19 protein-coding genes are annotated in these 19,062 nt (G+C 64.6%); 9 read left to right on the top strand and 10 right to left on the bottom strand.

Features of this window, described 5'->3' with window-relative positions; all coding sequences use genetic code 11:
- Nucleotides 1-15 precede the first annotated feature (15 nt).
- Nucleotides 16-897 (top strand): hypothetical protein, encoded by an 882-nt coding sequence (locus NUH86_RS10315; RefSeq protein WP_267249420.1) that lies wholly within the window; start codon nt 16-18, stop codon nt 895-897.
- On the opposite strand, the gene NUH86_RS10310 is transcribed toward NUH86_RS10315, so the two are convergent.
- From NUH86_RS10310 to NUH86_RS10300, 3 genes are all read right to left on the bottom strand, one after another.
- Nucleotides 854-2,845: an ATP-binding protein gene (locus NUH86_RS10310; protein WP_267249419.1), complete on the bottom strand. Its 1,992-nt coding sequence runs from the start codon at nt 2,843-2,845 to the stop codon at nt 854-856. The genes NUH86_RS10315 and NUH86_RS10310 overlap by 44 nt on opposite strands.
- 122 nt (nt 2,846-2,967) lie before the next feature.
- Nucleotides 2,968-4,191 carry a serine palmitoyltransferase gene (gene spt / locus NUH86_RS10305; RefSeq protein ID WP_267249418.1) on the bottom strand — a complete coding sequence of 408 codons (1,224 nt, stop codon included), beginning with the start codon at nt 4,189-4,191 and terminating at the stop codon, nt 2,968-2,970.
- A gap of 144 nt (nt 4,192-4,335) precedes the next feature.
- Nucleotides 4,336-4,578 carry an acyl carrier protein gene (locus NUH86_RS10300; protein ID WP_013847355.1) on the bottom strand — a complete coding sequence of 81 codons (243 nt, stop codon included), beginning with the start codon at nt 4,576-4,578 and terminating at the stop codon, nt 4,336-4,338.
- Nucleotides 4,579-4,691: 113 nt separating this feature from the next.
- Between NUH86_RS10300 and NUH86_RS10295 the strand changes: the two genes are divergently transcribed.
- Nucleotides 4,692-5,213 carry a Pycsar system effector family protein gene (locus NUH86_RS10295; RefSeq protein ID WP_267249417.1) on the top strand — a complete coding sequence of 174 codons (522 nt, stop codon included), beginning with the start codon at nt 4,692-4,694 and terminating at the stop codon, nt 5,211-5,213.
- A 90-nt stretch (nt 5,214-5,303) separates the two neighbouring features.
- On the opposite strand, the gene NUH86_RS10290 is transcribed toward NUH86_RS10295, so the two are convergent.
- Genes NUH86_RS10290 through NUH86_RS10275 form a run of 4 tightly spaced genes read right to left on the bottom strand, consistent with a single transcriptional unit; the run spans nt 5,304 to nt 10,006 of the window.
- Entirely contained in the window at nt 5,304-5,582 is a 279-nt protein-coding gene (locus tag NUH86_RS10290; protein WP_013847353.1) for an ETC complex I subunit, read from the bottom strand.
- 58 nt (nt 5,583-5,640) lie between these two features.
- Nucleotides 5,641-8,100 (bottom strand): ATP-dependent helicase HrpB, encoded by a 2,460-nt coding sequence (hrpB, locus tag NUH86_RS10285; protein ID WP_267249416.1) that lies wholly within the window; start codon nt 8,098-8,100, stop codon nt 5,641-5,643.
- 39 nt (nt 8,101-8,139) lie between these two features.
- Nucleotides 8,140-8,919 (bottom strand): TSUP family transporter, encoded by a 780-nt coding sequence (locus NUH86_RS10280; RefSeq protein ID WP_267249415.1) that lies wholly within the window; start codon nt 8,917-8,919, stop codon nt 8,140-8,142.
- A 58-nt stretch (nt 8,920-8,977) separates the two neighbouring features.
- Nucleotides 8,978-10,006 (bottom strand): polyprenyl synthetase family protein, encoded by a 1,029-nt coding sequence (locus NUH86_RS10275; RefSeq protein ID WP_267249414.1) that lies wholly within the window; start codon nt 10,004-10,006, stop codon nt 8,978-8,980.
- A 103-nt stretch (nt 10,007-10,109) separates the two neighbouring features.
- Between NUH86_RS10275 and NUH86_RS10270 the strand changes: the two genes are divergently transcribed.
- Nucleotides 10,110-10,388, top strand: coding sequence for a chorismate mutase (locus NUH86_RS10270; protein WP_267249413.1), 279 nt, complete (start codon nt 10,110-10,112; stop codon nt 10,386-10,388).
- 3 nt (nt 10,389-10,391) lie between these two features.
- On the opposite strand, the gene NUH86_RS10265 is transcribed toward NUH86_RS10270, so the two are convergent.
- On the bottom strand, nt 10,392-11,288 hold the full coding sequence (locus NUH86_RS10265) for a DMT family transporter (RefSeq protein ID WP_267249412.1): 897 nt from the start codon (nt 11,286-11,288) through the stop codon (nt 10,392-10,394).
- A gap of 52 nt (nt 11,289-11,340) precedes the next feature.
- The gene (locus NUH86_RS10260; protein ID WP_267249411.1) at nt 11,341-11,709 is read right to left on the bottom strand and encodes a YciI family protein; all 369 of its coding nucleotides are present in this window, start codon (nt 11,707-11,709) and stop codon (nt 11,341-11,343) included.
- Between the two features lie 439 nt (nt 11,710-12,148).
- Here NUH86_RS10260 and NUH86_RS10255 point away from each other — a divergent pair, with 439 nt between their 5' ends.
- The 6 genes from NUH86_RS10255 (at nt 12,149) to NUH86_RS10230 (ending at nt 17,717) form a co-directional block, all read left to right on the top strand.
- The gene (locus tag NUH86_RS10255) at nt 12,149-12,922 is read left to right on the top strand and encodes an SDR family NAD(P)-dependent oxidoreductase (protein ID WP_267249410.1); all 774 of its coding nucleotides are present in this window, start codon (nt 12,149-12,151) and stop codon (nt 12,920-12,922) included.
- 28 nt (nt 12,923-12,950) lie between these two features.
- A complete protein-coding gene (locus tag NUH86_RS10250) occupies nt 12,951-13,712 on the top strand; it encodes an SDR family NAD(P)-dependent oxidoreductase (protein WP_267249409.1) in 762 nt (253 codons plus the stop codon).
- Complete coding sequence (locus NUH86_RS10245) at nt 13,709-14,884, top strand: acyl-CoA dehydrogenase family protein (protein WP_267249408.1); 1,176 nt, start codon at nt 13,709-13,711, stop codon at nt 14,882-14,884. The genes NUH86_RS10250 and NUH86_RS10245 overlap by 4 nt, the downstream gene beginning before the upstream one ends.
- Nucleotides 14,833-15,951, top strand: a complete 1,119-nt coding sequence (locus tag NUH86_RS10240; RefSeq protein ID WP_267249407.1) for a phosphotransferase — start codon at nt 14,833-14,835, stop codon at nt 15,949-15,951. Before NUH86_RS10245 ends, NUH86_RS10240 begins: the two co-directional genes overlap by 52 nt.
- 2 nt (nt 15,952-15,953) lie before the next feature.
- Entirely contained in the window at nt 15,954-17,108 is a 1,155-nt protein-coding gene (locus NUH86_RS10235; protein ID WP_267249406.1) for an acetyl-CoA C-acetyltransferase, read from the top strand.
- Between the two features lie 189 nt (nt 17,109-17,297).
- Nucleotides 17,298-17,717 (top strand): GFA family protein, encoded by a 420-nt coding sequence (locus tag NUH86_RS10230; RefSeq protein WP_267249405.1) that lies wholly within the window; start codon nt 17,298-17,300, stop codon nt 17,715-17,717.
- A gap of 181 nt (nt 17,718-17,898) precedes the next feature.
- Here the strand turns inward: NUH86_RS10230 and NUH86_RS10225 are convergent, their stop codons facing one another.
- Nucleotides 17,899-19,014, bottom strand: a complete 1,116-nt coding sequence (locus NUH86_RS10225; protein WP_267249404.1) for an NAD(P)-dependent alcohol dehydrogenase — start codon at nt 19,012-19,014, stop codon at nt 17,899-17,901.
- Nucleotides 19,015-19,062 lie beyond the last annotated feature (48 nt).

Raw genomic sequence — 19,062 nt, 5'->3', positions numbered from 1 at the left:
TGCCCAGCAGGACCGATGCCCGAAACTTTTCTCTCCCTCGTCACCGCCGAACTCGCCGGCCCCGCCGATCCGCGAGCGGCTGCCATGGCTGGCGCTTTGGCGGCCAGATACCCTCATGCCTCGCGTGCGGTGCTCTTTTACGGCTCCTGCCTGCGGGAGAAGAATCTCGACGGGCTGATGCTGGATTTCTACCTGATCGTGTCGGACTATCGCGCCGCCTATGGACAGCGCTGGCTCGCGACGGCCAACCGGCTGATCCCGCCCAATGTCTTTCCGTTCGAACATAACGGCCTGATCGCCAAATATGCCGTCCTGTCGGAGGCTGACTTTGCGCGCCTCAACGGTCCCGCCGCCGACAATGTCTCGGTCTGGGCGCGTTTTGCCCAGCCTGCCCGGCTGCTATGGGCGGCGGACGACCTTGCCCGCCGGCGGGCCATCGGCGCGGTCGCTGGTGCCACGCCAACCCTGCTGTCGCTCGCCCGCCCGATGGCCGGGGAGAAGGACGTGCTGTCGCTTTGGCGGACCGGCTTCACCCTGACCTATGGCGCGGAGCTGCGCGCGGAGCGGAAGGGGCGTTCGCTTTCCATCGTCGACGCCGATCCCGACCGTTATCGCCGCTTCGGGGAGGCTGCGCTGGCGCGGGGCCTGCCGTCGTCGCTCGCCCCGGATCAGGCCGCCATTCGCTGGCGGCGGCTGCAAAGGCGGGGCAAATGGCTCTCCGTCATCCGCCTTGCCAAGGCCAGCTTCACCTATGCGGGCGGCATCGATTATCTCGCGTGGAAGATCAACCGCCACGCGGGCACGCAAATCGAGATCAAGCCCTGGCAGCGCCGCTGGCCACTGATCGGCGCGCTCACTCTGCTGCCGCGGCTGTTCCGGGGTGGTGCGATCCGCTGAAGGCGTTGGACAGCGCCTGGGCGAGGCCGGTCAGCGTATAGGGCTTGCGCAGCACTTCATGGCCTCCGAAATCCGTGCCTTCGGCGATGTCGCCCGCATAGCCGGTGACGAACAATACCGGCAGATGGGCGTAGACGGCAGGCAGGGTTCGGATCATTTCCGGCCCGGTCATGTCGGGCATCAGCACGTCGCTCATGATCAGGCCGATGTCGCGATGGCTGCCCAGCAGCTTCGCTGCCTTTGACGGATGATCGCAGGCGACCGGCAGATGGCCGAGTTCCGCCAGCGCCGCCATCGTCTGGTTGAGGACGCGGGGATCGTCCTCCACCACCAGGATGCGCGTCGGCGGATGCAGGACAGGTTCCCGGTCGGGCGCATGCCCGTCGACCGCATCCTCTCCCTCCGCGCTGATATGGCGGGGGAGGTAGATGTGGACGCTCGTACCTTCGCCGGGTTCGGATTCGATGCGGATTTCGCCCTCGCTCTGGTGCACGAAGCCGAAAATCTGGCTGAGGCCCAGGCCCGTTCCCTTGCCGACCGGCTTGGTCGTGAAAAAGGGTTCGAACACGCGGGAGAGGATTTGGGGCGTCATGCCGCAGCCATCGTCGCTGACGCTGAGCGTCACATATTCGCCGCCCGCGCACTCCCCGATTTCATGCGGGGCCAAGAGGGCCTGACCCGTCCTGATGAGCAGGCGCCCGCGCCCCTCCATCGCATCCCGTGCATTGACGCACAGGTTCAAAATCGCATTTTCCATCTGATGCTGGTCGACGAAGATCCGCCAGCCTTGCGCTTCCTTTTCGAATGCCATGGTGATCTGATCGCCGATCGACCGGTCGATCAGATCCGAAAGGCCCGCCACCAGCGCGTCGGGATCGACGGCGTTGGGCAATAGCGGTTCGGACCGGGCGAAGGCCAGCAGGCGGCGGGTGAGGGCGGCGGCGCGATTGGCCCCCTCCATCGCATTGTCCAGGTGGCGGCTGGCCTCCTGCGGTTTCAGGCGCAGCTTGCGCTTGGCCAGTTCCAGCCCGCCGACCACCACCGCCAGCATATTGTTGAAGTCATGCGCGATCCCGCCGGTAAGCTGGCCCACGGCGTCCATCTTCTGCATCTGGCGCAGATTTTCCTCGGCGGCGGTGCGTTCGGCGGTTTCCTTCTTGAGCCGCTCATAGGCGTCGGACAGTTCGGCCGTGCGTTCCGCGACCGCCGCTTCCAGCCGGTCGGCGCGCTCGGCCTCATCCTCCGCCTGCCGCCGGGCATTGCGCCGCTCGCTATAGGCGGCATTGGCGAACCATAGCGCGAACAGCACGCAGACCAGCAGGACCAGGCCGAAAAGCTGCGACGTCTTGCCGAACCACGCATTGCGGTCCCCGGCCAGGGACACGGCCTGGCTACGTTCCTGAAGCCGCGCATCTTCCGCCTGGATGACCCGGGTCAGCAGGGCCGCGATGCGCATCAAATCCCTGGACTTGCCCGCCTGATGGAACTGGGCGAGCGCGCCCATCTTCTGGTCGTAGGTGGTGCGCAGACCGATCTCGCTCAACGTCTTGCCCCGCTGGTCGAACGCCGCCTGCAGCGCCATCACATTGCCGCGCTGCCAGTCGGAATGGCGGGTGGTATAGGCCAGGGTCTTGAGCTGGCTGGCGGCGGTGCGCCACTGGTCCTGGAACAGCCGGCCCGTATCGGGGTCCAGGCTGATCACATAGCGGGCCAGCGTCACCTCGGCCCGCGCGGTCTTGGCCTCGAAAGCGCGGGCAAGGGCGATGACCTCGAAACTGCGGCGCTGTTCCTTCAGCGCGCGCTCATGGTCGCGCGCGGCGTGGCTGGCGCTGTACAGCAGCGTGCCGAGCGACCCGATCAGCAGGACGACCAGCACCAGCGGCAGAAAGCGCGCTATGATCGCTCGCCAACCGGTCGCATGCTCATCCATGAAAAGGCCGTCCGCCATCGACAGTTACACTAGATGAACAACATTAAGCGAGAAATGCCGCAGGGGGAAGGTTCCGATTTTCCGCGAAATTCCGTCTCGATAAATGCCCGCCCTGCCGTGTGTGCGATGGGCGCGCGCGATCAGCCGATCGCACCGGTCGCCTTGCCTGCCGCTTCGAACATTCCGATGATCTGGCCGACCTGCTCGTCGCTATGTTCGGCGCAAAGCGAGCAGCGCAGCAGGAAGGTGCCCGCCGGGGTCGCCGGGGGACGCGCCATGTTGACGTAGAGACCCAGTTCCAGCAGCGCCTGCCACATCGCCACCGCCTGGGCCTGGTCGGTCAAGATGACGGCGATGATCGCGGATTGCGGCGTTTCCGTGCCCAGCTTGAAGCCGAGGTCGGTCAGCCCCTTGTGCAGCCGCTGGCTGTTTTTCCACAGATGGGCGCGCTTCTCCCCCGCATGCATCAGCTTGCGGATGGAGGTCGCGGCGGTGGCGACGACGCTGGGCGGCAGCGACGCGGTGAAGACATAGGGACGGCAGACGAGGCGCAGCACCTCGAACTTGGGATGGTTGGACACGCAGAAGCCGCCCACCGTGCCGACCGATTTGGAGAAGGTGCCGACGACGAAATCGACGTCCTTTTCCACGCCCTGCTCTTCATAGACGCCGCGGCCATTGGGACCGAAAAAGCCCATGCCATGGGCCTCGTCCACCAGGATCATGCAATTGGGATGCTTGCGGATGGCCGCGACCATGGCGGGCAGGGGGGCGACGTCGCCCAGCATCGAATAGACCCCCTCCAGCACGACCAGCTTCAGCGCGTCGGCGGGCAGGCGGCCAAGGCGCTTGTCCAGATCCTCGACGCTGTTGTGGCGGAAACGGACGATCTCCGCATCGCCCAGGAAGCAGCCGTCATAGATGGAGGCGTGGCTGTCCGCGTCCAGCACGATATAGTCGCCCTTGCCCGCCAGGGTGGAGATCATGCCCAGATTGGCCTGATAGCCGGTCGAGAAGACCATGGCGCCGGTCGTGCCGTAAAATTCCTTGAGCGCTTCCTCGACTTCCTTATGGCCCTGATAGGTGCCGTTCAGCACGCGGCTGCCCGTCGTGCCCGCGCCGAAATCGTCCAGCGCCTTCTTGCCCGCGGCGACGACGTCCGGATCGAAGGTCATGCCCATATAATTATAGGTGCCGAGCAGGATCGTGTCCTTGCCCTTGATGACCGCCTGGGTCGGAGATTTCACCTCGTCCATCACGATCGCGAAGGGATCGCGCACGCCTGTCGCCAGCAGCGCCTCGCGCTCTGCGATCAAGGGGTCGAATTTGGAGAAGAGGTCGCGGGTCTGCGTGGCGTCGGTCATTGTCTCAATAGTCCCAAAACCGTTCGGGCTGAGCGAAGTCGAAGCTTCTTGCCGAGCGGAGCCGAGGCTCCACGCTTCGCCTTGGTTCAGCAAAAGGGCTTCGACTTCGCTCAGCCCGAACGGCGGTTGAATTTTCAGGCGGCTTCAGCCCTTGAGCTTCGCCACGGCGTCCACGAGCTGGCCGATGGTCTCGATCTCGGCCTGCATGTTCATGGTGATGATGATGTCGAATTCGTCTTCGATCGCCGCTACGAAGTCCATCACGGTCAGGCTGTCCCACTCCAGATCGCCCGCGAAGCTGGTGGCTTCGGTCAATTCCACGCCCTTTTTGTTGAAGGGAGCGATCTGGCTCAAAACGCTGTCGAAAATTGGCTGGCGATCCGTCATTATCCGTGGTGCTTTCCGTGAAAGAGCGGCTTTTGCCCTCAAGCGTCGCTGTTTGGCAAGGGAATAAGGCGGCAATCGGGCATGACTGTCGCCAAAAAGGGGAGGGGGAAAAGATGGACGCAACCAATGTTCCGGTGGCCAATGCGATCCACCTGCTGCGCACCGCGGTCCAGACCAATATGCAACTCAGCCAGATGGCCGATCAGAAGGCGAACATGCTGATCGGCGCGTCGATGGTGATCTTCACCCTGTGCGTCGCGCAGTTGCGGTCGGGCGCGCTGGTCTGGCCGGTGGCGCTGTTGGCGGTGGGCGTGTTCCTGGCCGCGACCTGCGCGATCCTGGCGGTGTTGCCCAGCGTCAGCCAGTCGCGCGGCAGCGTGGGGGAGGGCGACAATCTGCTGTTTTTCGGCATCTTCACCAGCCTCAGCGAGGCGGAGTTCAGCGATCGGATGATGGCGCTGATGTCCGATGACGATGCGCTGTGCCGGGCGATGCTGCGGGATATGTATCAGAATGGACAGGTGCTCCAGCGGCGGAAATATCGCTGGCTGGGCTATGCCTATCGCCTATTCCTGACCGGCGTGGTGGCGAGTTTTATCGCGCTGGTGGTGGATTTGGGGCTGGGGTGGCGTTGAGCGGAGCAGTTCACCGACCCTCAACGTCATGCTGAACTCGTTTCAGCATGACGGAGGATTGAGGGGGCGGTCTTCGAGCGCCCCGGCAAATTACCGGAAATTGTCCGCGTAGGCCTGAATTTTCAACGTCTTCGGCGCGGTCGGGATCACCGTATAGGCGATGCCCTCCCGCTCCGCATAGGCGCGCGCGGCCTCTTCGGAGGAAAAGCTCAGCTTGATCTGCTGCTTCATGTCGCCAGACCCGGCCCAGCCGGTCAGCGGATCGGGCTTCTTCGCCTCGGCGGGCGCATATTCCAGCACCCATTTACGGGTTAGCGCCTTGCCGGATTGCAGGGCGTTCTTCTGGATCTGATAAATGCGCGCGCTCATCGCGATAAAGACTCCTGAGGGAATTCGGTGCTGCGTTGCACCAGCGGGCGAGCGGAAGTCAAGGCTTGCCCCTGGTGTCGGCGCGTTTCGTGCGCAAAGTGGCGCTGGCCGCCGCCGGATCGTCGGGCCAGGGATGCTTGGGGTAGCGCCCGCGCATCTCCTTGGCGATCGCATTCCAGCTTCCAGCCCAGAAGCCGGGCAGGTCGCGCGTCGTCTGGATCGGCCGCCCCGCCGGCGAGGTGAGCGAGAGGACAAGCGGAATGCGCCGGCTGCCCACCACCGGATGCTCGGCCAGGCCGAACAGCGCCTGCACCCGCAATTCGACGCGGGGGCCTCCCTCTGCGGAATAGTCGATTTCATGATGGCTGCCCGCGGGCGAGCGGAAATCGGGCGGAGCGAGCCGGTCGACCTGCTGCTTGCCGTCCCAGCCGATCAGCCCATCGAGGACGCCGGAAAGCTGCGACCGATCGATGTCCGACAGGCGGCGCTTGCCTTGCAGGAGCGGCGGCAGCCATTCGTCCAGCGTTTCCATCAAGGCTGCGTCCGACAGCGCCTCCACCCCCGCAAATTCCGCCCGCATCCGGAGCGAACGCGCCGCGTCGGACCAGGGGAGCAGGTCCAGCCCGCCCTGGCGCACGCCTTCGGCCAGGGCAGCGACCACCGCTTCGGGATCGGGGCGGTCGTCAGAGCCGGAGGACAGCCTGACCGCGCCCAGCCGTCGTTCCCGCAGCGCCTCTATCCCGCCATTGGCGGAACGGAAGCGCACCGTGCGATGCTCCGCGATGCGGGCGCCGAACAGGGCGATGACCTCCGCCTCGCTGATCGGCGCGGCGGAGAGGATGCGGGCGCCAGCGGCGCTTCCTTGAACCTCTCCGACCGCCAGCCATTCCTCCCGCGCCAGGGGGTTGAGCGGGTCGAGCCGGAAGCCGCGCCCGCCGACGCTGGCCCAATCCGCGCCGTCGGCCGAGCGGCGCCTGGACACGCGGTCAGGGAAGGCGAGAGCGAGACAGATGCCGGTTTCATGACCGCCCCCGCCGCCTTCCCCAAGCGGGCGGGGGGCTAATTTGGCCCACCGCCTCGCCATGGCGCGTGCCGCATCGGCCCGCTTGCCGTTCTCCCGCCGCCAGCGCATCCGCCGCTGCGACAGGTCGGTATCCTGCCCGCCCACGCCGCGCTCGCCCAGCAAGACAGCGATCTCCGCCGCGATCTCCGCCAGTCCCATTTCACCCGCCCGCACCAGCATATGGCCGATGCGCGGTTCCAGCGGCAGCTTCGCCAGCGCCTTGCCATGTGCGGTGATCCGCCCGTCCGCGTCCAGCGCCTCCAGCACGGTCAGCCGTTTTCGCGCTTCCGCCACCGCGGCGGCGGGCGGCGCGTCCAGCCAGCGCAGGTCGCCCGGATCGCTCACGCCCCAGAGCGCGCAGTCGAGGATCAGGCTGGAAAGGTCGCTCTCCAAAATCTCCGGCGGGTCGAAGGGCGGCATGCCCGCCGTAGCCGCCGCTTCCCACAGGCGGTAGGCGACGCCCGGCCGCTGGCGCGCCGCGCGGCCCGCGCGCTGGGTCGCCGCCGCCTGGCTGGCCCGCTCTGTCACGAGCCGCGTCACGCCAGCCGCCCGGTCATAGCGGGGCCGCCGCGCCAGCCCGCTGTCCACCACGATCCGCACGCCGTCGATGGTCAGGCTGGTCTCCGCGATGGAGGTAGCCAGGATGACTTTCCGCCGTCCTTCCCGCGAAGGTCGGATCGCCGCCCGCTGCGCCGCCGGATCGAGCGACCCGTGCAGCTTGTGGACTTCCACCCCCGCTCCATCCAGTCGCTCCGCCGTCCGCTCGATCTCCGCCACGCCGGGCAGGAAGGCGAGCAGATCGCCCTCGGACTCCTCGCTCAGCGCACGGCGGATGGTCGCCGCCATCTCATCCTCGATCCGCCTTTCCGTTGCGCGCCCGACAGGACGCAGCTCCAGCGGCTGGATGCGGCCTTCGCTCTCCACCACGGGAGCGCCGTCCAACAGCGCGGCAAAGCGTGCCCCGTCCAGCGTCGCGGACATGGGCACGATGCGCAGGTCGGGCCGCAGCGCGCCCTGCGCGTCAAGGGCTAGCGCCAGCCCGAAATCGCCGTCCAGGCTGCGCTCATGCACTTCGTCGAACAGGACGGCGGAGATGCCTGAAAGCTCCGGATCGTCCTGAATCCGCCGGACGAAAATGCCCTCGGTCAGCACCAGCAGCCTTGTGGCCCTGGATGCCTTCGAATCCAGGCGCGTCGCATAGCCGACCATGCCGCCCACATCCTCGCCCATCAGTTCGGCAATGCGCTCCGCCGCCGCCCGCGCCGCCAGCCGCCGGGGCGAAAGCAGCAGGATCTGGCCCGTGCACCAGGGTTCGTTCAACAGGGCGGGGCCCACGGCGGTCGTCTTGCCTGCGCCCGGCGGGGCCACCAGCACCGCATTGCTTCCGTTTCGCAGATGAGCGAGCAGTTCGGGCAACACGGCGTTGATGGGCAGGGGGATGGGCGGGGCAGTCATGGCTGTCCCTCTCGCGCCATTCCCGGCCAAGTGCAAGGATCAGCCGAACAGCAGCGCGTGGATCGGGTTGCCGGGGTCCAGCAGCATCTTGGCCGTCAGCGCCAGCGACATGACGATCAGCAGGGGCCGGATCAAGCGGCTGCCGAAGCGCATCGCCAGCCGCGAACCGATCTGCCCGCCGGTGATGCTGCCCACCGCCATGGCCAGGCCGACGATCCAGATCACATGACCGCCCGCGATCATGGTGAGCAGCCCGGCCAGGTTGCTGGCGAAATTGGCTGCCTTGGTCTGCGCCGTGGCCCGCACGAGGCCAAGGCCGCCCAGGGCGATGAAGATAGTGGTGTAGAAGGCGCCCGCGCCCGGCCCGAAAAAGCCGTCGTAAAATCCGATGACGCCGATCAGCAAGCTCAGCAGCACCATGCCGATGCGCTGGTGCCGGTCCATTTCGCCGATCTTGGGCGAGAAGGTGAAATAGGCGGCCAGTGCGATCAGCAGCGCAGGCATCAGCCCGGCCAGTATCGACGGATCGACCCTCTGCACCAGCCACGCCCCGCCGACCGATCCCGCGAAAGCGGCGAATATGGGCCAGCGATAGGTCTTCAAATCCATATGCCCCGCCCGCGCATAGGCGACGCATGCGCCGAACGTACCGAGCGAGGATTGCAGCTTGTTGGTCGCGACGGCGGGAACAGGCGGGATTCCGGCGGCGAGCAGCGCAGGCAAGGCGATCAGCCCGCCACCACCCGCCATCGCGTCGATGATCCCCGCCATCAGTGCGGCGGCCATCAGAAAGGCGATGGTTTCAGGGGAGGGGATCATCAAGTCTCCCGGATGCAGGGCGCTAACGGAATGTTGAACGGGTTAGCGCGCCAAACCCTCAATAGGCCCGCGCAATGGCGAACTCGACCGCTTCGGTCAGCGCCGCCTTGGCCTTGCCATTGTCGAACATGCCGAGCGCGTCGATGGCCCGCTGACCATAATGCCGCGCCCGCGCCAGCGTGTCGGCAATCGCGCCTGTCTTGCGCAGCAGGGCGGTGGCATGGGCGAGATCCTCGTCGCTCACGCGGTTGCCCGCGATGGCGGCCTTCCAGAAGGCGCGTTCCTCGTCCGATCCCCGCGCATAGGCCAGGATCACCGGCAACGTCACCTTGCCGTCGCGGAAGTCGTCGCCCGCATCCTTGCCCATGGTCGCGCCGTCCGATTCATAGTCGATGGCGTCGTCGATGAGCTGGAAGGCGATGCCCAGATTGCGGCCATAGACGTCCAGCGCCTGTTCCTCCGCCTCATCGCGGTCGGCCACCACGGCGGAAATCCGGCAGGCGGCGGCGAACAGGGCGGCGGTCTTCGCGCCGATGATGTCGAGATATTGCTCTTCGCTGGTGTCGATCTTGCGCTGGGCGGTGAGCTGGTTGACTTCGCCCTCCGCGATCACGGCGGAGGCGTTGGAAAGAATTTTCAACACCTTGAGCGATTCCGCCTCGACCATCAGTTCGAAGGAGCGGGAGAAGAGGAAATCGCCCACGAGGACGCTGGCGCTGTTGCCCCAGATGATGTTGGCGGTCTTGCGGCCCCGGCGGAGGCCCGATCCGTCGACCACATCGTCATGCAGCAGGGTGGCGGTGTGGATGAACTCGACCGCGGCGGCCAGCTTGTAATGGCGCGACCCGGCATAACCGACCAGATCGGCGCAGGCGAGCGTCAGCATCGGCCGCATCCGCTTGCCGCCGCCCGCGATCAGATGGCCCGCCAGTTCGGGGATCAGCGGAATGCGCGACTGCATCCGGTCCAGGATGACGGCATTTACGTGATTCATGCCCTCGGCGACCAGCGCCATCATGGGGGCGAGCGAAGGCGCGCTGCTGGCGCGGCCGATGGGATGGACATTGCCGGTGGCGGATGCTGTCATGACAAGCGCCATGTGGCGGCGCGAAATGCTAAAGGCAAGCGGGAATAGCTTGCGTGCGCGAGCGGAAGCGGCAAAAAGCCCCCCAATTGATCGGAGGACCACAGTGGACGAGACTTTGAAGCGCTATCGCGAGAGCATCGACAATATCGACGCGGCGCTGGTCTTCATGCTGGCCGAGCGGTTCAAGATCACCCAGGCCGTGGGGGAGCATAAGGCGACCCATGACCTGCCCCCCGCCGATCCGGGCAGGGAGGAAAGTCAGATCGCCCGTCTGCGCCAACTCGCGACCGACGCCAATCTGGACCCCGACTTCACCGAGAAATTCCTGCGCTTCATCATCGATGAAGTGATCCGCCACCATGAGCGGCTGCGCGAGGGCTGAGCGTCAGGCCGGTTCGGCAATGTCCTGACCGCGCGTGGGCCGTGACGACCGGCCCAGCATCACCCCGCCCAGCGCCAGCGCGAAGCCGAGAAGCTGCACCGGCCCCAGCCGCTCTCCGAACAGCAGCCACGCCTCGATCGCGGCCAGCGGCGGCACCAGCAGTAACAGCATCGACATGCGCGTCGGCCCCTGGTGCCGCGCCAGCCATACCAGCAGCGACAGGCCGCCCGCCGACAGGCCCAGCACCGACCAGCCAAGGCCCAACCACAATATGGGCGTGCCGTCCCAGCGATAATCCCCCACGAACAACATCGCCGCCACGGCGATCAGCGCGCCGCCCGCATTCTGCACCGCGCCCGAAATCGCGATGCCGTCGCCGGCTATCGCTCCGCGCTGGATCAGCGTTCCGCCCGCCATGGCCAGGATGGCAACGATCCCCGCGACCGCGGGCCATATGGCGACTGATCCCGCGCCCGACCGCTCGATCGCGGGAAGCAGTACGCAGCCGACACCGATGATCGCGACGGCCATCCCGCCCCAACTGCGCGGGGGCAGCCTGTCGCCCAGGAAGGCGACGCTGGTCACGGCCACCATCAGCGGTTGCAGCGATCCCAGCAGCGCCATGATGCCGGCGGGCATGCCGTTGTTCACCGCCCACCAACTGAGCGTCAGATAGACGCCGTGCAGCATCGCGCCTGCCATCAGATGCGATGCCAGCCGCCGTCCACGGGGCAATGCCTGCCGCGCATGCAGCGCCGCCCCGGCCAGCAGCAGCGTCGTCAGTGTCAGCCGCACCGCCAGGATAAGGTCCGGCGCGGCATGGGGCACCACGGCGCGGGCGACGATGAAGCCGGTCGACCAGATGAGGACGAAGAGAAGGGAGGCTAGCGCGGCGATCATGGTCGCGCCTTTGGCCTATCGGCATCCGGCTGTCGAGGTTCGCGGCGGGAACTCAGGTCAGATCGGCCAGATCGTAGAGCGGCCTGATTTCGATCTCGCTCGGTCCCGGCATGGGATTGGGGCAGCGCTTCACCCACACGACCGCCTCTTCCATATCCTTGACCTCCCAAAGCCAGAAGCCCGCGACCAGTTCGCGGGTCTGGGCGAAGGGACCGTCGATGACTGTCCGACCGGGGCCGTCAAATGCGACGCGCTTGCCCCGCGACGAAGGCGTCAGGCCGTCGGCGGCGATCAATATGCCTGCCTTGGCCAGTTCATCGTTGAACCGCCCCATCGCCTGCATCGCCTCCATGCTTTCGGGGGTCGTGACGAAACCCTGTTCGCTGTCTTCAGTGGCCTTCACCAGCACCATCACGCGCATCCGCTGTCTCCCACGCACCGCCCTGGAGTGTTTTCCAGGCAGGTCGAACCACCTGCCGGCTCGAAATCATCATTCCATATATGTTCCAGCAATATGGCGCGACCCGCGATCCTAGAGCGTGATCATGTTAGATTGAAGGGTATCCGCTATTGGTGAGGTATTTGGCGCATTCTGTTGGCGGGAAGGCGCGCAGCCGAACGACACATTGTTGAGCGCCAGTTCCGGGCAGGATTTTCGGCTGTAGGTGTAAAATGTGCGGAGCATGGATGCATGCAGCACCGCGGCGACCAGGCTTTCCAGTCCCGCTCGCCGGTCATCATCAACTGTTCGTGATTGGCCCCGCCAAAGGGATGGGGTGCCCTTGGTGGCGGCCTTCTAGTCATCACTGAAAGCTGTCGACGCACGGCATGTCGACACGAATTTGGATGGTTGATGAGTGATGTCACAATTTTCCTTCGATCTGACTGGACGAACGGTCCTCATAACGGGTGCGTCGTCGGGCATTGGCCGCCGGTTCGCGCTTATACTGGCCGCAGCTGGCGCCCGGGTTGTGGTTGGCGCCCGGCGCACATCGCTTCTGGACGAACTATGTGCCCAGATTCGCGCTGACGGCGGCCAGGCGCTCGGCATTCCCATGGACGTCGCGGACGAACAGTCGACGATCGCCGCCTTCGATGCCGCCGAGGCCGAATTCGGTCTGGTCGACACGGTCGTGGTCAATGCCGGCGTCAGCCCGGCCGGAAGCGCACTCGGTCTCTCGGTCGATGCCTTCGATGCCACCATGGCGATCAACTTGCGCGGAGCATTCCTCAGCGCGCGCGAGGGCGCGCGACGGATGATTGCCGGCGGGATCAGCGAAACCGGGCGCGGCCGGATCGTCCTTATCGGATCCGTGACCGGGCAGCACAGTTTCCCGGGACTTGTGGCCTATGGCGCTTCGAAAGCGGCGATCACGCAAATGGGTCGGCTTCTGGCAAAAGATTGGGCGGGCAAGGGCATCAACGTCAACACCATCGCCCCAGGCTACATGGCGACCGATATGACGAGTTCGCTCTGGGAAGTCGAAAAGGGGCGCAAGCTTCTGGAGGGCTTTGCGCGTCGGCGCCTGATGGGGGTCGATGCTCTCGATCCGATGCTCCTCTATCTCTGTTCTGATGCCAGTGCGCCGGTGACCGGCGGCCTATTCACAATCGACGATGGTCAGACGCTCTGACCAGTCCCTCAATCAAGGAACGAAACTCATGGAATTAGCGGGCGTAGCCGCAATCGTCACAGGCGGTGCATCGGGATTGGGCGGGGCGACCGCGGCGCGGCTGGCGAGATCTGGTGCCAAGGTCACGATCTTCGATCTGAACGCCGATCTTGGCTCGGCTCATGCAAAGGACATTGGCGGGCTCTTCCTTCCCGTCAATGTCGCAGATGAAGCGCAGGTGCGTGATGCGGTCGCCCAGGCAGAGGCCGAGCATGGGGTGGCCCGCGTGCTAGTGAACTGCGCCGGTATCGGAACGCCCGCCAAGGTGATCGATCGCGAGGGCAAGGCTTTGGCACTTGCCGACTTCACCCGCACCGTTTCGGTGAATCTCATCGGCTCTTTCAACGTCCTTTCGAAGTTCGCCGAGCGGCTGCACTCCGCCGACCCGATCGGTGAAGAGCGCGGCGTCATCATCAACACGGCAAGTGTCGCCGCATTTGACGGCCAGATCGCGCAGGCCGCATATTCCGCATCCAAGGGCGGTATCGTCGGCATGTCATTGCCTATCGCGCGTGAGTTCGCACGCTACGGCATCCGGGTGATGACGATCGCGCCCGGCATCTTCTGGACGCCCTTGCTTGCCGCCTTGCCGCAGGAAGCGCTCGACTCGCTTGGCCAGCAGGTCCCCTTTCCCAGTCGCCTTGGCCAGCCCGACGAATATGCCCAGCTCGCGGAAAGCATTATCACCAACCCCATGCTGAACGGCGAGACCATCCGTCTCGATGGCGCCATCCGGATGGCGCCCAGATGACCGGCGCAGGCATCGAAAAGGCGATCGAGATCGCCGGTCGGGTCGAGGCTTTCGTCCGTGCCGAAATCATTCCTTATGAATCGGATGAACGGCGCGATCATCACGGTGCGCCGACGGACGAGCTCGTGGCCGAGATGCGAGCCAAGGCCAAGGCGGCAGGCGTTCTCACACCGCATATCCTGGCCAATGGCGTCCATCTCTCGCAACGGGAGACGGCGCTCGTTCTGATCAAGTCCGGACTTTCTCCTCTCGGCCCGCTCGCCGTTAACACGATGGCGCCCGATGAGGGCAACATGTACCTGATTGGAAGAGTCGGGACGGCGGAGCAGCAGGCGCACTTTCTGTCGCCGATGGTAGTCGGCAGCGCTCGGTCGGCTTTCTTGATGACCGAGCCCTGGGAGCTTGGCGGCGCCGGCTCCGACCCGTCAATGATGCAAACGACGTGCTACCTCGACGGCAATCACTGGGTCATCAATGGACGCAAGCGTTTCATTACCGGCGCGCAAGGCGCAAAGGTCGGCATCGTGATGGCAAAGTCCGAAGACGGTGCGTGCATGTTCCTGATTGACTTGCCGGATCCGGCGGTCCGGATCCATCGGGTTCCCAACACAATCGACAGTTCGATGCCGGGCGGCCACGCCGAAATCGCGATCGAGGATCTGCGTGTGCCAGCCGACCGGATGCTGGGGCAGTCGGGCGAAGGCTTCAAATATGCCCAGGTCCGGCTCTCGCCGGCACGCCTCTCGCACTGCATGCGCTGGTTGGGTTCTTGTATTCGCGCGCATGAGATCGCGACCGATTATGCCTGCCGTCGCCAGGCCTTCGGGAAGACGCTGATCGACCACGAGGGCGTCGGGTTCATGCTCGCCGAAAACAGGATCGACCTCCAGCAGGCCGAGCTGATGATTCTGTGGTGCGCCGATGTTCTCGATGGCGGGTCGCTTGGAACCGTCGAAAGTTCGATGGCGAAAGTGGCGGTGTCCGAAGCGCTGATGCGAACTGCCGACCGGTGCGTCCAGGTGATGGGCGGCAGCGGAGTCACGGGCGACACAATCGTCGAGCAGGTCTTTCGAGAAATTCGGGCCTTCAGGATCTATGACGGCCCGACCGAAGTCCACAAATGGTCTCTCGCCAAGAAGATCAAGCGCGACTGGGACAAGGCGCAGTCGTGAGCGCGGCCGGACAGGACGCCAATCTCGGCACGACGCCGGTACGCGAAGGCTATGCCTTTGACGAACAGGCGCTTACCCGCTGGATGAGCGACAATATCGCGGGTTTTGAAGGTCCGATCACGGTCGAGCAGTTCAAGGGTGGGCAGTCCAATCCCACCTACAAGCTTACATCGCCTTCGGGCGTCTATGTCCTGCGCCGGAAGCCTCCCGGGCAGTTGCTCAAGGGCGCCCACGCCATCGAGCGCGAGGCGAGAATACTCCAGGCGCTCGGACAGGCCGATTTTCCGGTCGCGCGGGTCCATGGCTTGTGCACTGACGACGGCGTGATCGGCTCCTGGTTCTATGTCATGGACATGGTCGAAGGGCGCATCTTCTGGGATGCGACCATCCCGGAGGTCAGTGCTGATGAGCGCCCCGCCTATTTCGACGCGATGAACGCGACGATCGCGCAGCTTCACAGCCTTGATCCGACCGCGATCGGGCTGGGCGACTACGGCAGTCCGGGCAATTATTTCGCTCGACAGATCGCGCGATGGTCGCAGCAATATCTTGACGACACTGACGCAGGCCGCGACCCGAACATGGATCGGCTGGTCGCGTGGCTCCCGGCCAATATCCCGGCGGACGAGGGCGAGAGCAGCATCGTCCACGGAGACTTCCGCATCGACAACATGATCTTCCATCCCACCGAACCCAAGGTGCTCGCGGTGCTCGACTGGGAACTCTCGACCCTCGGCCACCCATTGGCGGATTTTGCCTATCATGCGATGATGTATCACATGCCGCCGCATATCGTCGCAGGGCTCGCCGGAGCGGACATAGCGGTACTGAACATACCGACCGAGGCCGACTATGTCGCGGCTTATTGCCGCCGTACCGGTCGTGACGCCATCGTTGGCTACCGTTTCGCGCTGGCGTTCAACTTCTTTCGCCTCGCGGCGATCTTTCACGGCATCAAGGGCCGCGCGATCCGCGGCACCGCGGCGTCCGCGCAGGCGCGTGAGCGCGCTGCGTCCTTTCCCGAACTCGCGGCCCTGGCGGTTGCTCAAATTCCAGAAGGATCATGATTATGGCACAAGCATATATCGTCGATGCCGTGCGAACGGCGGGCGGCCGTCGCAATGGCCGTCTTTCCGGTGTTCATCCTGCCGATCTGGCCGGTGACGTACTTTCGGCGCTTGTCGCGCGTACCGGTATTGATCCGACGTCGATCGAGGATGTGGTGCTCGGTTGCGTGACGCAGGTGGGAGAACAGTCATTCGCCTTTGCGCGCAATGCAGTGCTTGCCTCCACCTTGCCGGCTTCGGTGCCGGCGGTGACCGTCGACCGTCAATGCGGCAGTTCCCAGCAGGCCGTCCAGTTCGCCGCCCAGGCGGTACTGTCAGGCACGCAGGATGTGGTGATCGCCGCAGGTGCGGAGAGCATGTCGCGCGTGCCGATGTTCTCCAACCAGACCGGCGATGCGGGCCCGATTAGCGAGCGTATCCGCCAGCGATTTGGCGTGGAGAGCTTCAGCCAGTTCGAGGGCGCCGAGATGATCGCGCGCAAATATGGCTATTCCCGCGAGGCGCTCGACCGCTTCTCGTTGCACAGCCATCAGCTTGCAGCGGCCGCAATCGCGGCAGGAGCATTCGAGCAGGAGATCGTACCGGTTAGCATCGAGACGCCGGATGGGCCCGGCGTTCATCTGGTCGACGAGGGTGTTCGTTCGGACACATCACTTGAGAAGCTCGGGTCGCTAAAGACGCTGGTTGAAGGGGGCGTCATCACTGCTGGCAATTCCAGCCAGATTTGCGACGGCGCTTCGGCATTGCTCGTTGTCAGCGAACGGGCGCTGAAAGATCATGGCTTGACCCCTCTTGCCCGTATCCATGCGATGGTCGTCACCGCCGGCGATCCGGTAATCATGCTCGAGGAACCGATCGCCGCGACGCAGAGACTTCTTGAACGCGCCGGCATGTCGATCGACGACATCGACCTGTATGAAGTGAATGAGGCCTTCGCGCCCGTGCCGCTTGCTTGGCTCGACAGTCTCAAGGCCGACCCGGAGCGCCTTAACGTGCATGGCGGATCCATCGCGCTGGGCCATCCGCTTGGCTCCTCGGGAACGAAGCTGATGGCGACCCTGGTCCATGCGCTTCGCGGACGCGGCAAGCGCTATGGCTTGCAGACGATGTGCGAGGCGGGCGGCATCGCCAATGCCATGATTATCGAAGCGCTTTGAGACGCCTGGAGACATCGGAATGGAGGAAGGTGAGAATGACCTGCTCGACTCTTCAGATCGTCGCCCCCAGCGATCGCGCCTTGCTTGCCAGCTTATTCTCTCACGCAGTGATGACGGCGTGGTCGTCAGAATCGCTTCCGAGGACCTACCAGCGGCGGGGATGTCGCGTTTGATACAGGAGAACAGCCGATGACGACCGCAGAAACGGCGAGCGGTTCATGCTTATGCGGAAGGATTACCTACGCGCTCGCGTCCACCCCTCTGCTGACAGGGATTTGCCATTGCACGCATTGCCAGAAGCAGAGCGGTAGCGCCTTCTCCGTAAACCTGGTGGTCAAGCGCGCCGACCTTGCGATCTCCGGAGAGATGGCATCCTTTGCTGATCGTGGCGAGAGCGGCGCGGAGATCTACCGGCGTTTCTGCGCGGCGTGCGGTTCACCCATCCTGACCGAATCCTCGAATGGGTCGGACATCGTCTTTCTGAAGGCGGGAACTCTCGACGATAAACGCAGCATTGCGCCGACGATCCAGATATGGTGTCAAAGCGCCCAGCCTTGGTGCTCTAAGACGCTGGAACTGGAAAGTTTCGACCGAAATCTTCCGAGCTGATATCGCCCGGATCGAATGCCCTAGAGCGATTCCCAGTCAGATGGCATCATCTGACGTTTAAGAAATCGCGGTAAAACAACGGAATAGAGCGGTCGATCTGATTCAATCAGATCGACCGCTCTAGCGGGCGCTCCAGGATCCGGCACGGTCGATCCTGGCGCACCTTCGCAGCGTCGTGCCTCTATTGGACCGGATCGGGCATCGTCAGGACCGCCTTCACGATCTTGCCCTCATGATGGTCCCGCACTGCCTCGTTGATTTGATCGAACCGATACCTGCTGATGAGCTTGTCGAAGGGGAACCGGCCCGCGAGATAGTGCGACAGGAGTTCGGGGATGAAGCTGTCGGGCTCACTATCGCCCTCGATGATCCCCTTGATGGTGTAACCGGACAGCAGCACCGTTGAGGCGAGCCCGGGAAGCCCTTGCGTCGGATTGGAAGGAACGCCGAGCAGGCCGAGCGTGCCATGGGGCCGCAGGCTGGCGAGCGCACTCTCCATCACGGGGCCGGCTCCGGTCGTATCCAGGGCATAGTCGGCGCCAGCGCCCGTCAGGCCGCGGACCATCTTGTCCACCCTCTCGACAGTTGGGTCCAGAACATGCGTTGCGCCGAGTTCCATCGCTAACGCGCGCCTTTCCGTTATCGGATCGGAAACGATGATGGTGGCGCATTCCGCCAGAACTGCGCCCAGAACCGCGCTGAGCCCGACCGATCCTCCCCCCAGAATGACGATGGATGATCCTTTCGGGCAGGCCAGCGCGCGCAAGACAGCGCCAGCCCCGGTCTGCACTCCGCATCCCAAGGGACCAAGCAGGTCAAGGGGAATTGCCGGATCAACCTTCACGACGTTCGCCTCATACGCCAGCGCATAGGTCGCAAAGGACGATTGCCCGAAGAAGTTGCTCGAAACCGGCGCGTCGTGACGATGCAGCGACTTTGAGCCGTCCGGGCGACAGCCGGTGTAGTTCAACGCCAACGCCTGTTCACAGTAGGTGGGTTCTCCCGCGACGCAGCGGGCGCACACGCCGCAAGAACGAAATGTCAAAACAACATGGTCGCCCTCGGCGACCTTCGAAACATTGGCGCCGACGCGGACGACGACACCGGCGCCCTCGTGCCCGAACACCGCCGGCAGCGGCACTGGCAGGATTTGATCCCGGGCCACAAGGTCGGTGTGGCAAAGTCCGACCGCTGCGATGCGGACCAGGATCTCATCGGCGCGAGGTTCGTCAAGCTGCAGGTCGGCAAGCTCGAAATCGGCTTTAGGCGCCGTGGCGATTGCCGCGGTAATCTTCATGGGTCGCAAATCTCCAAGGTCGGTCGCGTGCACCTTGGCATTGAGAGC

The organism is Sphingobium sp. JS3065 (assembly GCF_026427355.1).
Taxonomy (GTDB): Bacteria; Pseudomonadota; Alphaproteobacteria; order Sphingomonadales; family Sphingomonadaceae; genus Sphingobium.
The sequence above is the reverse complement of the archived record's forward strand: the minus strand, read 5'-3'. Positions and strand labels throughout refer to the sequence as shown.

Coding starts and splice junctions, on each gene's coding strand:
- NUH86_RS10280 (WP_267249415.1), bottom strand. CDS start 8,919: ATGATCCCCTCCCCTGAAACCATCGCCTTTCTGATGGCCGCCGCACTG.
- NUH86_RS10310 (WP_267249419.1), bottom strand. CDS start 2,845: ATGGCGGACGGCCTTTTCATGGATGAGCATGCGACCGGTTGGCGAGCG.
- hrpB (WP_267249416.1), bottom strand. CDS start 8,100: ATGACTGCCCCGCCCATCCCCCTGCCCATCAACGCCGTGTTGCCCGAA.
- spt (WP_267249418.1), bottom strand. CDS start 4,191: ATGACCGACGCCACGCAGACCCGCGACCTCTTCTCCAAATTCGACCCC.
- NUH86_RS10290 (WP_013847353.1), bottom strand. CDS start 5,582: ATGAGCGCGCGCATTTATCAGATCCAGAAGAACGCCCTGCAATCCGGC.
- NUH86_RS10315 (WP_267249420.1), top strand. CDS start 16: ATGCCCGAAACTTTTCTCTCCCTCGTCACCGCCGAACTCGCCGGCCCC.
- NUH86_RS10275 (WP_267249414.1), bottom strand. CDS start 10,006: ATGACAGCATCCGCCACCGGCAATGTCCATCCCATCGGCCGCGCCAGC.
- NUH86_RS10260 (WP_267249411.1), bottom strand. CDS start 11,709: ATGCGCGTGATGGTGCTGGTGAAGGCCACTGAAGACAGCGAACAGGGT.
- NUH86_RS10225 (WP_267249404.1), bottom strand. CDS start 19,014: ATGAAGATTACCGCGGCAATCGCCACGGCGCCTAAAGCCGATTTCGAG.
- NUH86_RS10230 (WP_267249405.1), top strand. CDS start 17,298: ATGACGACCGCAGAAACGGCGAGCGGTTCATGCTTATGCGGAAGGATT.
- NUH86_RS10235 (WP_267249406.1), top strand. CDS start 15,954: ATGGCACAAGCATATATCGTCGATGCCGTGCGAACGGCGGGCGGCCGT.
- NUH86_RS10250 (WP_267249409.1), top strand. CDS start 12,951: ATGGAATTAGCGGGCGTAGCCGCAATCGTCACAGGCGGTGCATCGGGA.
- NUH86_RS10255 (WP_267249410.1), top strand. CDS start 12,149: ATGTCACAATTTTCCTTCGATCTGACTGGACGAACGGTCCTCATAACG.
- NUH86_RS10265 (WP_267249412.1), bottom strand. CDS start 11,288: ATGATCGCCGCGCTAGCCTCCCTTCTCTTCGTCCTCATCTGGTCGACC.
- NUH86_RS10300 (WP_013847355.1), bottom strand. CDS start 4,578: ATGACGGATCGCCAGCCAATTTTCGACAGCGTTTTGAGCCAGATCGCT.
- NUH86_RS10240 (WP_267249407.1), top strand. CDS start 14,833: ATGGTCTCTCGCCAAGAAGATCAAGCGCGACTGGGACAAGGCGCAGTC.
- NUH86_RS10245 (WP_267249408.1), top strand. CDS start 13,709: ATGACCGGCGCAGGCATCGAAAAGGCGATCGAGATCGCCGGTCGGGTC.
- NUH86_RS10295 (WP_267249417.1), top strand. CDS start 4,692: ATGGACGCAACCAATGTTCCGGTGGCCAATGCGATCCACCTGCTGCGC.